This is a genomic window from Branchiibius sp. NY16-3462-2 (assembly GCF_001594145.1).
Taxonomy (GTDB): domain Bacteria; phylum Actinomycetota; class Actinomycetes; order Actinomycetales; family Dermatophilaceae; genus Branchiibius.
Map to the genome: position 1 here is coordinate 20,715 of NZ_LVCF01000020.1, position 14,863 is coordinate 35,577.

The 14,863-nt window shown below is 68.0% G+C and carries 14 protein-coding genes; 2 read left to right on the forward strand and 12 right to left on the reverse strand.

Going from position 1 to position 14,863, the window contains the following annotated elements; translation table 11 throughout:
- Positions 1-8: 8 nt before the first annotated feature.
- The 10 genes from AZH51_RS05600 to AZH51_RS05645 all read right to left on the reverse strand — a co-directional run bounded on the left by AZH51_RS05600 (position 9) and on the right by AZH51_RS05645 (position 11,113).
- Entirely contained in the window at positions 9-362 is a 354-nt protein-coding gene (locus AZH51_RS05600) for a VOC family protein (RefSeq protein ID WP_291522206.1), read from the reverse strand.
- Between the two features lie 48 nt (positions 363-410).
- Positions 411-2,141, reverse strand: coding sequence for a GMC oxidoreductase (locus AZH51_RS05605; RefSeq protein ID WP_291522209.1), 1,731 nt, complete (start codon positions 2,139-2,141; stop codon positions 411-413).
- Positions 2,138-3,754 (reverse strand): succinic semialdehyde dehydrogenase, encoded by a 1,617-nt coding sequence (locus tag AZH51_RS05610; protein ID WP_291522211.1) that lies wholly within the window; start codon positions 3,752-3,754, stop codon positions 2,138-2,140. Before AZH51_RS05610 ends, AZH51_RS05605 begins: the two co-directional genes overlap by 4 nt.
- A gap of 77 nt (positions 3,755-3,831) precedes the next feature.
- Positions 3,832-4,953: a GuaB3 family IMP dehydrogenase-related protein gene (locus tag AZH51_RS05615; protein WP_291522213.1), complete on the reverse strand. Its 1,122-nt coding sequence runs from the start codon at positions 4,951-4,953 to the stop codon at positions 3,832-3,834.
- Between the two features lie 9 nt (positions 4,954-4,962).
- A complete protein-coding gene (gene guaB / locus AZH51_RS05620; protein ID WP_291522215.1) occupies positions 4,963-6,465 on the reverse strand; it encodes an IMP dehydrogenase in 1,503 nt (500 codons plus the stop codon).
- A gap of 60 nt (positions 6,466-6,525) precedes the next feature.
- Complete coding sequence (locus AZH51_RS05625) at positions 6,526-7,380, reverse strand: hypothetical protein (protein WP_291522218.1); 855 nt, start codon at positions 7,378-7,380, stop codon at positions 6,526-6,528.
- Complete coding sequence (gene shbA / locus AZH51_RS05630) at positions 7,377-8,051, reverse strand: RNA polymerase sigma factor ShbA (RefSeq protein WP_291522220.1); 675 nt, start codon at positions 8,049-8,051, stop codon at positions 7,377-7,379. Before shbA ends, AZH51_RS05625 begins: the two co-directional genes overlap by 4 nt.
- A 194-nt stretch (positions 8,052-8,245) precedes the next feature.
- On the reverse strand, positions 8,246-9,853 hold the full coding sequence (groL, locus tag AZH51_RS05635) for a chaperonin GroEL (protein ID WP_291522222.1): 1,608 nt from the start codon (positions 9,851-9,853) through the stop codon (positions 8,246-8,248).
- Positions 9,854-9,952: 99 nt separating this feature from the next.
- The gene (gene groES, locus AZH51_RS05640; protein WP_109685981.1) at positions 9,953-10,246 is read right to left on the reverse strand and encodes a co-chaperone GroES; all 294 of its coding nucleotides are present in this window, start codon (positions 10,244-10,246) and stop codon (positions 9,953-9,955) included.
- A gap of 327 nt (positions 10,247-10,573) precedes the next feature.
- Positions 10,574-11,113, reverse strand: coding sequence for an NAD(P)H-dependent oxidoreductase (locus AZH51_RS05645; RefSeq protein ID WP_291522228.1), 540 nt, complete (start codon positions 11,111-11,113; stop codon positions 10,574-10,576).
- A gap of 108 nt (positions 11,114-11,221) precedes the next feature.
- Here AZH51_RS05645 and AZH51_RS05650 point away from each other — a divergent pair, with 108 nt between their 5' ends.
- Positions 11,222-11,815: a TetR/AcrR family transcriptional regulator gene (locus tag AZH51_RS05650; RefSeq protein WP_291522230.1), complete on the forward strand. Its 594-nt coding sequence runs from the start codon at positions 11,222-11,224 to the stop codon at positions 11,813-11,815.
- Between the two features lie 18 nt (positions 11,816-11,833).
- Here the strand turns inward: AZH51_RS05650 and AZH51_RS05655 are convergent, their stop codons facing one another.
- Both AZH51_RS05655 and AZH51_RS05660 read right to left on the reverse strand, forming a co-directional pair.
- Positions 11,834-12,655 (reverse strand): PfkB family carbohydrate kinase, encoded by an 822-nt coding sequence (locus tag AZH51_RS05655; RefSeq protein ID WP_291522232.1) that lies wholly within the window; start codon positions 12,653-12,655, stop codon positions 11,834-11,836.
- Positions 12,652-13,596 carry a nucleoside hydrolase gene (locus tag AZH51_RS05660; protein ID WP_291522234.1) on the reverse strand — a complete coding sequence of 315 codons (945 nt, stop codon included), beginning with the start codon at positions 13,594-13,596 and terminating at the stop codon, positions 12,652-12,654. Before AZH51_RS05660 ends, AZH51_RS05655 begins: the two co-directional genes overlap by 4 nt.
- 19 nt (positions 13,597-13,615) lie before the next feature.
- Here AZH51_RS05660 and AZH51_RS05665 point away from each other — a divergent pair, with 19 nt between their 5' ends.
- The gene (locus tag AZH51_RS05665) at positions 13,616-14,842 is read left to right on the forward strand and encodes a class I SAM-dependent methyltransferase (RefSeq protein ID WP_291522235.1); all 1,227 of its coding nucleotides are present in this window, start codon (positions 13,616-13,618) and stop codon (positions 14,840-14,842) included.
- Positions 14,843-14,863: the final 21 nt, after the last annotated feature.

Genomic DNA, 14,863 nt, shown 5'->3' on the forward strand with positions numbered 1-14,863 from the left:
CTTCCAGCTCAGTGCGCTTGGGCGATGTTGAAGACGTTGCCGTCGGGCGCCCGGACGAAGAACCGCCGCACGCCCCATTCCTCGGTGCCCAGCGGGTGCACGATCTCGACACCGGCGGCGCGGGCCTCGGCGTACGCTGCATCGACGTCGTCGACCTTGAGGGTCGCCACCGAATCAACCGGGGCCGTCTTGTCCTGGGTGACCAGTTGGACATAGACGTCGGAGTCGTCGGGTTGGCTGAACCGGGCCACCCAACCCAGGTTCATTTCCTCGGTGCTCAACCCGAGAAAGCCTGAGTAGAACGCCCTGGCCTGGTCGATGTCAGGAACGTTCAGGTTCGTGATCACTTCGACGACCCGCATGGTTCGATGCTGCCACGTGCACGTGCCCCCTGACGTTTTCGACGCCGCTCAGGCGACTGGCTGCAACGGCCGGATCTTCGGCATCCCCAGATCCGTGCCCGGCACCCGGTTGGGTTTGACGTCCAGCCGCACGTACGCCGATCCCTGGCTCGGGCGCTGATCCTCCTCACCCTTGGCCGGCCACATCGCGGCTGCCCGCTCGGCCTGCGCGGTAATGGTCAGCGACGGGTTCACACCCAGGTTGGCCGAGACAGCCGATCCGTCCGTGACGAACAGTCCCGGATAGCCCCAGACACGGTGGTAGGGGTCGATGACACCCTTCTCCGGGGAGTCCGCGATCACCACACCGCCGAGGAAGTGCGCAGTCAACGGCTTGTTCGCCAGTTCGGCCCAGTTGGTGCCGGCGATCGTCTTCTTGCCCGTCAGCTTCGCCAGCTTGTCGGCCATGACGCGAGCAGTGGCATGGCCCTGCGGCAACCAGGTCGGGTTCGGCGCACCGTGACCCTGCTTGCTGGTCAGCTTGAACCCACCGGTCAGCTTCTTCTTCGCCGACACGGTGATCGAGTTGTCCGACACCTGCATCACCAGGGCGATGATCGTGCGCTCACTCCAGCCCGAGCCGAGCGGTCCGGCCATCAACAGCTGGACAGGGGTCTTCGCCAGTTCGGCACCGAACGCCGCGAAGCGAGCCAATGCGCCACGACCCTCACCATCGACCATGCCCGCGACCAGCAGCTTCATCACATTCGAGCCCTTGCCGTAGCGGCAGTTCTCCACGTGCGTGGTCTCATCGACGTGGAACGAGGTCGTGATCGCGACACCGGTCGTCAGGTCGACATCCTTGGGCACGGTCATCGTCGCAGCACCAGCCAACTCCTCGGAGTTGGTCCGTGTCAGCACCCCCAACGAGGAAGACAGCTTCGGCAACGTGCCGGAGGCCTTCATCTTGTGCAGCAGTTGTTGGGTGCCCCAGGTGCCGGCGGCCAGCACGACGTGCCGTGCCGTGACCGACTTCTCCTGCTTCTGGACCCAGGCACCGGTGCGTTCCGTCGTGATCCGGAATCCCTCTGTCTCACCGAGCGATTCGAGCGAAGTGACGGTGCGCATCGGCTCGATGCGAGCACCGGCCTTCTCCGCGAACGCCAGGTAGTTCTTCATCAGCGTGTTCTTGGCACCGACGCGGCAGCCGACCATGCAGTTACCGCACTCGGTGCAACCGGTGCGCGCCGGACCCTCTCCACCGAAGAACGGGTCCTCGACCGTCTTGTCCGGCTCACCGAAGAACACACCGACCGGCGTCTTGCGGAAGGTGTGCCCGACACCCATCTCCTCAGCAGTGTCCTTCATCAACTGCTCCACCGGACCCCAGCACGGGTTCTCCTCCACGACCCCCAGCATCTTCTTGCCCGTCTCGTAGTGCGGGGAGAGCTCCTCCTCCCAGTCGGTGATGTGCCCCCACTGCTGGTCCTGGAAGAACTCCGACGGCGGCTTGTAGAGCGTGTTGGCGTAGTTCAACGAACCACCGCCCACCCCGGCGCCCGCCAGGATCATCACGTTCGGCAACACGTGATAGCGCTGCACGCCGTACAACTTGAGTCCGGGCGCCCAGAGGTACTTGTTCAGCCGCCAGGACGTCTTGGCGAAGTCCTTATCCTCGAACCGGCGCCCGGCCTCGTAGATCAGGACCGAGTAACCCTTCTCCGCCAGCCGCATCGCGGAGACCGCCCCACCGAAACCCGACCCGATGACGACGACGTCGTAGTCGTAATCCGTTGTCACGAAAGCCTCCCCAGCTTCATCGCGCGCAGACCGACCGACATCGTCTTGGCCCACACCTTTTCCGGCACACCGAAGGACGGCGCGATCGGCATGACGTGCTGCGCAGCGACGGTCTGCGATTCGGTGTACTTCAAGATGCCCTCAGCGCCATGTCGTCGACCGAGACCGGACTGGCCCATGCCGCCCATCGGGGCACCGTTGCTCCCCCACGCAGCGACATAGCCCTCGTTGATGTTCACGGTGCCGGCTTTGATCTGTGCGGCGAGCTGTCGGCCGCGACGGATCTTCTTGGTCCAGACGGAGGCGTTCAGGCCGTACTCGGAGTCATTGGCGAAGGCGACCGCCTCCCGGTCCGAGGACACCCGGTAGATCGACACCAGCGGACCGAACGTCTCGCACCGCCGACAGGTCGCCGAGTCCGGCACATTGGCCAGCACGGTCGGCTCGTAGAAGTACGGGCCGAGGTCGGGCCGCGCCTTCCCGCCGGCGAGGACCACCGCGCCGGACGCCTTGGCGTTCTGGACGTGATCCACGACGGTCTTCAGTTGGTTCGCGGAGATCAGCGACCCCATGTCATTGCCCCAGGCCAGATCGGACCCCAGCTTCATCGCCTGCACCTTCTTGACGAACAGCTTGGTGAATTCGTCGGCCACGCTCTCGTGCACGACAAGCCGCTCGATCGAGATACACAGCTGCCCGGCGGAGGAGAAACACGCCCGCACCGCACCGTCCGCGGCCTTGTTCAGGTTGGCGTCCGCCGCGACGTACATCGCGTTCTTGCCGCCCAACTCCATCGACGCGCCGGTCAGTCGCGCAGCGGCCCGCTGCGCGACCCCGATCCCGGTCTTGGTCGACCCGGTGAACATCACGTAGTCGGCCTGGTCCAGCACTGCTTGCCCCACGGTCGCGCCCGACCCGAGGACCACCTGCAGCAACCCGGTCGGCAGACCCGCCTGGTCGATCAGCTCAACGGCTCGCAGCGCGGTCAGGGCCGACTGGGAGTCCGGCCGCAACACGACCGCGTTGCCCGCGACCAGGGCCGGCAGCGCGTCGGTGATCGACATCGACAGCGGGTAGTTCCACGGTGCGACAACGCCGACGACACCCTTGGGGTGGTGCAGCACGCGGGTCTGGGTCAGCACCGGCACCGCGCCCAGGGCCCGCCGCTGCTTGAGGTAGTGGTTGGCCCGACGCGCGTAGTGCCGGCTCACGCCCGCCACGTCCATGACTTCCTCGAACGCGTTGCGACGGGTCTTGCCCGACTCGAGCTGGATCAGATCCATCAGCTCGTCCTGGTTCTTCAGGACCAGGTCGTGCAGCTTGAGCAGGAATCTCGCCCGGTCGCGGGCCGGCGTGGCCGCCCACTTGCGCTGCGCCGTACGCGCCGTCTTATATGCCACCTCGACGTCCTCGACGGTGCTGCCGGGCAGGGTCGCGAGCAGTTCGCCGGTGAACGGCGTGACGCACTCGATGGAGTCAGCCCCCGGGGAGCTAAGGACGCGACGCGCCAACCGGGGCGCGAGGTGGGGGGCGATGGCGTACGGCGGCCGGGCGGTTTTGCGCGCCGCAACCGTGTCCGTGGGCGCAGCGGAGTCCTGCAGGGTGTCGGTCATTACCAAATAGTAGGTGACGTAGGTCACCCATGGCACTACACCTGTGACATCAAATCCTCGACGTCTTTACGCAAGGCCTACGAGCGCTGGTAAGGCGCCACCACGACCTCGACCCGCTGGAACTCCTTGAGCTCGGTGTAACCGGTCGTCGCCATCGCACGCCGCAGCGCTCCGGTGATGTTGGTCGTCCCGTCGGCCGCCTGGCCCGGGCCGTTCAGGATCTGCTCCAAGGTGCCCACGGTCCCCACGTAGACCTTCTCGCCGCGAGGCAACTGCGCGTGGTGCGCCTCCGAACCCCAGTGGTAGCCCGCGCCCGGCGCCGAAGAGGACCGCGCCAGAGCAGCACCCAACATCACGGCATCCGCGCCACAAGCGATGGCCTTGACCACGTCACCGGACAGCCCCATCCCGCCGTCGGCGATCACGTGCACGTAGCGCCCGCCGGTCTCGTCCATGTAGTCCCGCCGCGCTCCGGCGACGTCGGCGATCGCCGAGGCCATCGGCGCGTGGATGCCCAGCGCCCGCCGCGTCGTGTGCGCCGCTCCCCCGCCGAACCCGACCAGCACACCGGCCGCGCCCGTGCGCATCAGGTGCAGCGCCGCGGTGTAGGTGGCCACCCCGCCGACGATGACCGGCACGTCGAGTTCGTAGATGAATCGCTTGAGGTTCAGCGGCTCGGAGTTGCCGGACACGTGCTCGGCGCTGACCGTCGTACCGCGGATCACGAACAGATCCACGCCCGCGTCAACCACGGTCTTCCAGTGCTCCTGGGTGCGCTGCGGCGACAGGGCACCGGCCACGGTGCACCCGGAATCGCGAATCTCTTTCAGCCGCAGGGCGATCAGGTCAGGACGGATCGGCTCGGAGTAGATCTCGCGCATCCGTGGCAACGCGTCGCCGGGCGCCAGCGCGGCGATCTCCTCCAGCAGCGGCTCCGGTTGCTCGTACCGGGTCCACAACCCTTCGAGGTCGAGCACCGGCAGACCACCCAGGCGACCGAACTCGATCGCGGACGCCGGCGACATGACCGAGTCCATCGGCGCCGCCATGATCGGCAGATCGAAGTGATAGGCGTCGATCTGCCAGCCCAGCGACACCTCCTCGGGGTCCCGGGTACGCCGCGAGGGCACCACCGCGATGTCGTCGAAGGAAAAGGCGCGCCGCCCGCGCTTGCCGCGGCCGATCTCGATCTCAGTCACAGGATGAGGTTATCCGGCCCAGTAGTTCGGGGCTTCGACGATGCCCTGAACGTCGTGCGGGTGGGACTCCTTCAGGCCCGCCGAGGTGATCCGCACGAACCGGCCGCGCGACTGCAACTCCGGTAGCGTCCGCGCCCCGACGTAGAACATCGACTGGTGCAACCCGCCGACCAACTGGCGTACGACGGCCCCCAGGGGTCCGCGGTAGGGCACTCGGCCCTCGATCCCTTCGGGGACGATCTCGTCGTCACTGGCCACGTCGGCCTGGAAGTAGCGGTCCTTGGAGAAGGACTTCTTGCCGCGGGAGGCCATGGCCCCCAGGGAACCCATCCCGCGGTAGGTCTTGAACTGCTTGCCCTGGATCAGGATCAGATCCCCCGGGGACTCCTCGCACCCCGCGAGCAACGAGCCCACCATCACCGTCGATGCGCCGGCGACGAGCGCCTTGGCGATGTCACCGGAGTACTGCAGACCGCCGTCCCCGATCACCGGGACACCGGCGGGTTTGCAGGCCTGCGCGGCCTCGTAGATCGCGGTGACCTGCGGGACGCCGACACCGGCCACGACCCGTGTCGTGCAGATGGACCCCGGTCCGACGCCGACCTTGACCGCGTCGACGCCCGCGTCGACCAACGCCTGGGCGCCTTCACGGGTCGCGATGTTGCCGCCGATCACCTGCACGTGGCGGGTTGCCGGGTCGGACTTGAGCCTGCGGATCATGTCCAACATCAGCCGGGCGTGACCGTTGGCGACGTCCGGCACGATGACATCGACACCGGCATCGACCAGCGTCGTGGCCCGCTCCCACGCGTCGCCGAAGTAGCCGACCGCCGCGGCGACCAGCAACCGGCCCTGGCTGTCCTTGCTCGCGTCGGGGAACTGCTCGGACTTCACGAAGTCCTTCACCGTGATCAATCCGGTGAGGTGGCCTTCGTCGTCGATCAGCGGCAGCCGCTCGCGCTTGTGTTTGCGCAGCAGGGTGGTGGCGTCGTCGCGGCTGATCCCGGGGCTGCCGGTGATCAGCGGCATCGGGGTCATCATCTCGTTGACCTTGGTGGTCGCCCACTCCGCGACCGGGGTGAAACGCAGGTCGCGGTTGGTGATGATGCCGATCAGCTTGTTGTCGACGTCGACGACCGGCAGGCCCGAGACGCGGTAGCGACCGCACGTCTCGTCCAGCTCTTCCAGCGTCGCGTCGGGTCCGATGGTGACCGGGTTGGAGATGATGCCGGTCTGCGTTCGCTTGACCAGATCGACCTGTTCGGCCTGGTCCTGGATCGACAGGTTGCGGTGCAGTACGCCGATCCCGCCCTGGCGCGCCATGGCGATCGCCATCCGCGACTCGGTGACCGTGTCCATCGCAGCAGAGACCAAAGGAACCTTCAGCGTCAGCTCGCGGGTCAGTTGAGCGGTCGTATCGACCTCGCTGGGGATGACGTCCGTTTCACCCGGCAGCAGGAGGACGTCGTCGTAGGTGAGGCCCAACTGGCCGAAGTGGTCGGGAATCTCCATTACCCAATCGTACGGCGGTCGCGGGAGTGCTCAGGGTCACGCCGGTGGGTGCCGATCCGGTCAGCGGGACTTCTGCGCGCCGTTCGAACTCGTGGGCGTGCTGAACAACGACGTGGCGCTGGAGCTGGATGTGGCAGAACTCGTCGCCGGCGGCGTGCTGGTCGTGCTGGAGGACGGCGTCAGCTTGGGAGTCGCGGTCGGCTCGGAATCGCTGGAGGTCGAGCTGCTCGGGGCCGGCGGCGAGGCAGTTCCGAACACCGGGCCGGTGCTGCGAGTCGGCGTCCCGGCGGACGTCGACGTGCCGGTGGGCGTGGGCGTGCCCGAGGATTTGGTCGGGCTCGGGGACTTGGTGGTCGGCGCCGGTGTGCTGGTGCTGCTCGACGACGGCGCGGCGCCTTTCGGCTTCGCGACAACCACCGGCGCTCCGGGCAAATGGGTCCGCGTGCTCGGGGGCACCAAGGACGGCACGTGGGTGGACAGGTCACGGGTCGCCTGGTCACGCGAGGTACCCGAATCCGGGGTGGGGTCGATGGACCACGGCGTCGAGGCATCTGTTGACTGCGGGGGCGCTGATGCGGACGGCGGCCCGGCCACCGACGGCGCAGCCTGCTCGCCCCAGAAGCTCTGGGTGACCTGGCCCAACTGATGCAGCACGGGCAGCTTGGTGCCGGTGACCGCGGCTGCGACGCCTCCGACGGACAGGGTGCCGAGCACGACAGTGGTGGTCAGGCCGATCCGCAGCGCGCGGGAGTGGCGGGCATGCCGGCCCGGCCGCGGCAGCGCCGTCGGGTTGTCGATCTCGGTCGTCCACGCCGACAGCAGGCCGGTGAGTTCGTCACCGCGCACCGTGCCGCGAGCGCCGAGTGCATCCAGGAGTTGGTCGTCCTGGTTGATCTGGTCGAACGAAGGCGTCACTGGTCCGCCTCCTGTTGCTTCACGAGGGTCTCGCGCAGTTTGGCCAGCGCGCGGTGCTGGGCGACCCGCACAGCGCCGGCGGTCATCCCGAGGGAACTGGCGGTCTGCTCGGCGGTCAGTCCGACGGCGACCCGCAGCGTGATGATCTCCCGCTGCTGCTCCGGCAGCGTGGCCAGCAGATCCCAGACCCGCACGGCTTCGTCCGCGCTGATCGCCCGCTCCTCAGGACCGGGCGCGAGATCCTCGACCGCCGGGAACTCCTCGGTGGGGACCGGGTCTTTCATGGCACCCCGGCGCACATCGGCCACCTTGTTGGCGGCGATGCGGTAGACGAAGGCTTCGAAGGGCAGGCCGCGGTCGGTGTACCGGGGCAGCGCCAGTAGCACAGCCACACACACCTCCTGGGCGACATCCGCCGCTACATCAGTGGCTGCTGCGTATCTGCCCAAGCGTGCCCGCGCGTAACGCAGCGACAGCAAATGCACAGCGGCCATCAAATCGTTGGTCGCGACGTCATCGCCAAGCCGGGCCTGCGCCACAAGATCACGCAGGGGGGTCTGCGCGTTCTCCGGTGATATCGCAGAAACAGGCGGAAGTGTTACGGAAGAGGGAGGCAGGTCACCGGCGCTGTCGCTGGTCGGGCGTGGTTTGCGTAGCGGGCCGAGGCTCACTGCACCACTCCTTACCGACGATCAACTGGCTGTCCGTTGAATGCTCAACCCTTCAACCATAGGCACGTGCTCCCCTGCCTGAGCAACTCCGGGGCCTTTCTTGTGTAAACCTGCAGCTGTCAACACCCAGCAGCGCGCCCGGCACTGCCGAAGCAGTACCGGGCGCGCCGGGGGTTGAGGAACTGATCAGCCGCTCAGTGACCGTGGCCGTGCCCGGCCTCCGGCTCTTCCTCTTCCGGCTTGTCGACGACCAACGTGTCGGTGGTCAAGACCATCGAGGCGATGGAGGCCGCGTTCAGCAGCGCAGACCGGGTCACCTTGACGGGGTCGATGACACCGGCACCCACCAGATCGCCGTACTCACCGGTGGCGGCGTTCAGGCCGCTGCCGACGGGCAGGTCGGCGACCTTGGAGACCGCGACGTAGCCCTCGAGACCGGCGTTCTCGGCGATCCAGCGCAACGGCTCGACCACGGCCTTGGCCACGATCGAGGCACCGGTGGCCTCATCACCTTCGAGCGCGAGGTTCTGCAGCGCCGCCGCAGCGTGCACCAGCGCGGAACCACCACCGGCGACGATGCCCTCTTCGATCGCGGCGCGGGTCGCGGAGACAGCGTCCTCGATGCGGTGCTTCTTCTCCTTGAGCTCGACCTCGGTGTGGGCGCCGACCTTGATGACGCAGACCCCGCCGGCCAGCTTGGCCAGACGCTCCTGCAGCTTCTCGCGGTCCCAGTCGGAGTCGGTGCGCTCGATCTCGGACTTCAGCTCGGCCACGCGGCCGGTGACGTCCTCGGGCGAGCCCTGGCCGTCGATGATCGTGGTGTTGTCCTTGGTCACGACCACGCGGCGGGCCTGACCCAGCACCTCAAGACCGACCTGGTCCAGCTTCAGGCCGACCTCTTCGGCGACCACCTGGCCACCGGTGAGGATGGCGATGTCCTGCAGCATGGCCTTGCGGCGGTCACCGAAGCCGGGGGCCTTCACCGCGACGACGTTGAAGATGCCGCGGATCTTGTTGACGACCAGTGTGGACAGGGCCTCACCGTCGACGTCCTCGGCGATGACGACCAGCGGCTTGCCGGACTGCGCGACCTTCTCCAGCAGCGGCAGCACGTCGGCGATCGCGGAGATCTTGCCCTGGTTGATCAGGATGTAGGCGTCCTCCAGGACGGCCTCCATGCGCTCCGGGTCGGTGACGAAGTAGGCGCTGATGTAGCCCTTGTCGAACTGCATACCTTCGGTGAAGTCCAGCTCGGTGGTGGCCGTGGCCGACTCCTCGATGGTGATGACACCGTCCTTGCCGACCTTGTCGAACGCGTCGGCGATCAGTCCGCCGATGGTGGCGTCCTGGGCGGAAAGCCCTGCGACAGAAGCGACCTCGTCGCGGCCGTCGACCTCACGGGCGTTGGCCAGCAGGCGGTCGTTGATCGCGGTGACGGCCTTGTCGATGCCGCGCTTCAGGCCGGCCGGGGCCGCGCCCGCAGCGACGTTACGCAAGCCCTCCTTGACCATGGCCTGCGCGAGAACGGTTGCGGTCGTCGTACCGTCACCGGCCACGTCGTTGGTCTTGGTGGCCACTTCCTTGGCCAGCTGCGCGCCGAGGTTCTCGTAGGGGTCCTCGAGCTCGACCTCACGGGCGATGGTGACGCCGTCGTTGGTGATGGTGGGGGCGCCCCACTTCTTGTCGATGACGACGTTGCGGCCCTTGGGGCCGAGCGTCACCTTGACCGTGTTGGCCAGGGCGTCCACCCCGCGCTCCAGGGACTTGCGTGCCTCGTCATTGAATTCGAGCGTCTTTGCCATTACAGATTCCTTTCGTCAAACAGCGACGCCCCGGCCGGTGGCCCGTCGTGTCCGTGGGGACTCTGGGCGCACGAGCCGGGGCGCTGCGTGTGAGGTTCGTCAGCCGACAACCGCGAGGACGTCGCGCGCGGACAGGATCAGCAGCTCCTCGCCGCCGTACTTGACCTCGGTGCCGCCGTACTTGGAGTAGATGACCTTGTCACCAACGGCGACGTCCAGCGGCACGCGCTGGCCCTTGTCGTCGATGCGGCCCGGGCCGATCGCCAGGACTTCGCCCTCCTGGGGCTTCTCCTTGGCGGTGTCCGGGATGACCAGACCGGACGCGGTGGTCTGCTCGGCCTCGACCGACTTGACCACGATGCGGTCTTCGAGCGGCTTGATGTTCACCGACACGGTGGGACCTTCCTCTTGGATTCGTTGCGTTTGAGGGTGCGTCCGCCGCAGCCAGGTGGCCCGGTTTCGCAAGGTCGCCGTCGCGGGGGTCGACCCTGGTCTGCCGTTAGCACTGTCCGAGGCGGAGTGCTAACTCTGAATCTAGGCGGGCGTTGGCACTCACGCAAGCCGAGTGCCAACCCTTTCCCGTACGCCGAGAGCGAACCTCCCGCGGGCGCCCTCCAGCCCCCACTCGCGCAGGTTGTGCCGCAAGCGGGGGCCGCGCACACGCAACACACCCCCGCTCGGGCAGGTTGTGCCGCAAGTGGGGGTGCGTCGAGGGTTTGCTCAGGCAGCGACCGGTGCTTCGGCCTCGACCAGGGCGGACAGGGCAGCGGCGAACCGCTCCTGGATCTCCGGGCTGAAGACATCGGTGTCGATCGCGCTCTGCGACACGATGGCGTCCTCCAGCACGTGCGCACCGGCGATCTTGGCGGAACGAGCAGCGTCCGCGTGCGACCACTTGCCGCCATACGGCGTCGGGGTGGTGCCGACGACGGTGAACGGCTTGCCCACGATCGCGCCGGTGCCGAACGGACGGGACAGCCAGTCGATCGCGTTGTTCAGCACGGCCGGCATCGTGCCGTTGTACTCGGGGGTGACGGCCAGCACGCGGTCAGCGGCGGCAACCTTGTCCCGCAGCGCGACGGCGGCTGCCGGCACCTGGGACTCGTTGTCGATCTCCTCGTTGTAGAACGGCAGGTCGGCCAGGCCATCGACGATGACGAGGTCGACACCCTCCGGCGCGTTGTCGCGCAGGGTCTCGGCAACGCGGCGGTTGACGGAGTCGGCGCGCAGGCTGCCGACGAGGACGGCGACGGTGGTCATGGGGTTCTCCTAGAAGTCTGATGTGGGGGTCCGGTTGGGGTACACTCATCATTAAACGGACCGCAGTCCGCTTTGTCAATTCGCCTCCCCCGTAGAGTGATCCACGTCATGTCGAAGCCCCAGCCACTGCCGATTGCCTTCGGCGCACCCACCGAGCGGGCGGATGCCGCGCGCAATCGGGAGGCGTTGCTGTGCGCGGCTCGCCAGATCGTCGCCGCCGAAGGCACCGAGGCGCTGACGATGGATCGCCTGGCCTGTGCTGCCGGTGTCGGCAAGGGCACCGTCTTCCGCCGGTTCGGCTCGCGCGAGGGCGTCATGGGCGCCCTGATGAACGAACACGCCCGCGCCTGGCAGGCACGTGTCATGTCCGGCCCGTCGCCGCTCGGCCCCGGGGCCAGCCCCCGCGACCGCCTGCTCGCGTTCGGCGAATCGTTGATCGAGTTGAACCTGAGCAGCGCCGCCTTGATCGCCGCGGCCGGGGAATCCATCGAACGCTCCTATGCAGCAGACAGTTTCATCGCCACCCACGTGCGCTATCTGCTGCGATCGGCTGGCGTGACCGGCGATCTGCACCTACTCGCCGTCGCCATCATCGCGCCGCTGGATCGGCGAATTCTCGATCAGCAGCTGCGCATCGAGCAGATGGACTGCGACCGGGTCATGACCGGGTGGACCGATCTGGTCGACCGGATCCTGGGTTAGATCTGGGCTAGGTCGCGGCTAGATCGCACCGTCGGGCTGGGCACCCTGCCACGAAATCGCCTCAGCGCCAGCGGCGTTCGCTGCCCGCAGGGCCTCCTCGTCGCTGGCGCCCCCGGCCAACGAAGCGGCGAGGGCACCACAGAACGTGTCCCCGGCGCCCGTGGAGTCAACCACTCGGCGTACGTCGATCCCTGGCTCCCGCACCACCTCACCTGACCCCCGGGTCCAGGTGGCACCCTGCGCACCCAGGGTCGTCACGAGGGACACCGGTCGCAGGCCGGCCGACTGCAACTGCGCCGCCTCGGTCTCGTTGACGATCACGGGGTCAGCGGTCGCGATCACGTCGGCCGGCAGATCGGCGTACGGGGCAAGGTTCAGCACGACGCGGGCACCCACGGCGTCCGCGGCCCGGGCTGCAGTCGCGACCACGTCCAGCGGCACCTCGAGTGAGCACAACAGCACATCTCCCGCAACTAATCCAACTGGTGCGGTGGCAGATTCGTTGGCAGCCGGGATCACGATGATGGAGTTCTCGCCGTCATCGGAGACGGTGATCAGCGCGGTCCCGGTTGCGACACCCGGCGCGGTCGGCACCTGTTCGGCGTTGATCCCGGCCTCCTCGAGCCGGGTGAGGTAGGCCGAGCCGAGTTCGTCGTCGCCGACACCGCCGACCATGATCACGTCCGCTCCGGCACGGGCCGCCGCCATCGCCTGGTTGCCACCCTTGCCACCGGCGAAGCGGCCGTCGGACCGGCCCAGGATGGTTTCCCCCGGTGCGGGCTGATGCGGGACGCGGGTGACGAGGTCGACGTTGAGGGCGCCGAGGACGTAGACGGTCATCGCAGCGTCTCCTGCCACAGGTTGGCGTAGCGCTCAGCATCAACCGCCAGCGCGACATCGATCCGCGGCGCGGGGCCGTGCGGATCGTGGCTCATGTCGCCGTCCCAGTCGCGGCGGTCGACGATGGTGCGCCCGCGGGACCACGTCCCGCCCAGTTCGACGCGCATCGGCAACTCGCGGGTCGTCAGCCCGGCCGGATCGATGACCGCGCAGACGGCGCCGGCGTCGCCGATGGTCGCCTCGTCGCGCTGGAACCGGTCGCACTGGAAGGTGATCAGCGCGCCACCGAGACGGGCGGCGTCCGACGTGGTCAGGGCCGCCGCCTCTTGCCGCGTCACGACCGGCGCGTAGAAGACGTCGAGTCCGTACATCGTGAGGTTGATGTCGAGCTCCGCGCCGGCGGCGAGGACGATGGCGGCCGCTTCGGGGTCGTGGAAGACGTTGAATTCCGCTGATGCCGTGGCGTTTCCGACGTCAGCGGCGCCGCCCATGAAGACGATGCGCTCGATCTTCGGCGCGACCTGGGGGTAGGTGCGCAGCAGCAGCGCGATGTTGGTCATGGGTGCCAGCGGGATCAGTGTGACCTTCTGCGGCGACGCGAGCAGGGTGTCGCGCAGCAGTTCCACCGCATGGCGCGGGTCCGGCGCTCGCTCGGCCGGCGGCCACCCGAGGTCGCCCATCCCGTCGTCACCGTGCACGTGCCGCGCATCGACCGGCGTCTCCAGCAGCGGCCGGTCGGCACCCCGGGCCACCGGCACGTCGTCGCGACCGGCCGCGTGCAGGGCGATCAGCGTGTTGCGCACGACGTCATCGACCGGCGCATTGCCGCCGACGCAGCTGACCGCGCGCAGGTCGAGCGCGGGATGCCGCGCGGCGAGCAACAGGGCACACGCGTCGTCGACGCCAGTGTCGACGTCCAGAATCACCGGGATAGCTGTCACATGAGCCAAACTAGCGACCATGGATCCCGCTCTCGTCGCGCGCCTCGCGACCGGTGAGGGGTGGGGACTGTTGCAATCGTTGCCGCCGTACGACGAGCAGACGGCTATCGCGCTCGGGTCCCGGTTGCGGGCGGACGGCTTCGATCCCGACCTGGTGGCTGCCGCGCTGACCCAGTCCCGGCTGCGAGCTCGCGCAGCCGCCAAGTTCGGTGACGCGGCTCAGCAGATGCTCTTCACCGCTGATGGCGTGGAACAGGCCACCCGGGCCCGTCTCGCCGCGCTGCACGCTTCACGATTCGCTGAGGCCGGGGTGGAGACGGTGTTCGATCTGGGCTGCGGCATCGGGGCCGACGCCATTGCCTTCGCGGAGGCCGGTCTGCAGGTGCACGCGGTCGATGCCGACGAGACGACTGCTGCCGTGGCAACGGTGAATCTGCGGCCATGGCCGAGGGTTTCGGTGCAACAGGCCCGGGCTGAGGAGGTCGCGCTGCCGTCCGGTGAAGCGGCTCGTGGTGTGGGGGCATGGCTCGACCCAGCCCGACGGACACCGGGCGTCACAGACGCGAAGGGGCGCACTCGGCGTACGTTCTCGATCGACGAACTGGCACCGAGCTGGGACTTCGTGCTCGACGTGGCGCATCGGCTGCCGGCCGTCGGCGCCAAACTCAGCCCGTCGCTCCCGCACGGCGCGATCCCGAGCGACGCTGCGGCCGAATGGGTTTCGTACCGCGGCGAGGTCCTTGAGTGCGCGCTGTGGTGGGGTTCACTCGCTCCGGTCAAGGGCCGCAGCGCGGTCGTCGTGCTGGACGAGCACGCCCCCGAGCGCATCACCGAAGCCGACGCACTTGACGCACCAGACGAGACCGCGGGCCTGGACCAGGTGCACGGGTTCCTCTACGAGGCCGACCGGGCGGTGATCCGCGCTGGGCTGACCGGCGCCCTCGTCAACGCGGTCGACGGCCGGGAGCTGGCGCCGGGGCTGGGTTACGTGACCTCGGCCAAGCAACGCTTTGTGCCCTGGGCCAAGAGGTACGCCGTGCGGGAGGCAATCCCGTTCAACGTCAAAGCTCTTCGGGCTCGATTGCGCGACGAGCAGATCGGTAACCTGACGATCAAGAAGAAGGGTGTGTCGTTGGACGCGGACACGCTGCGCCGGCAGTTGCGACTGAGCGGCCCGCGGTCCGGCACGATCGCGATCACCCGGGTCAGCGGCGTACAAGCAGTCCTTCTCCTCGCGGACGAGTGACCGATCTCGGGGCAGGTTGCG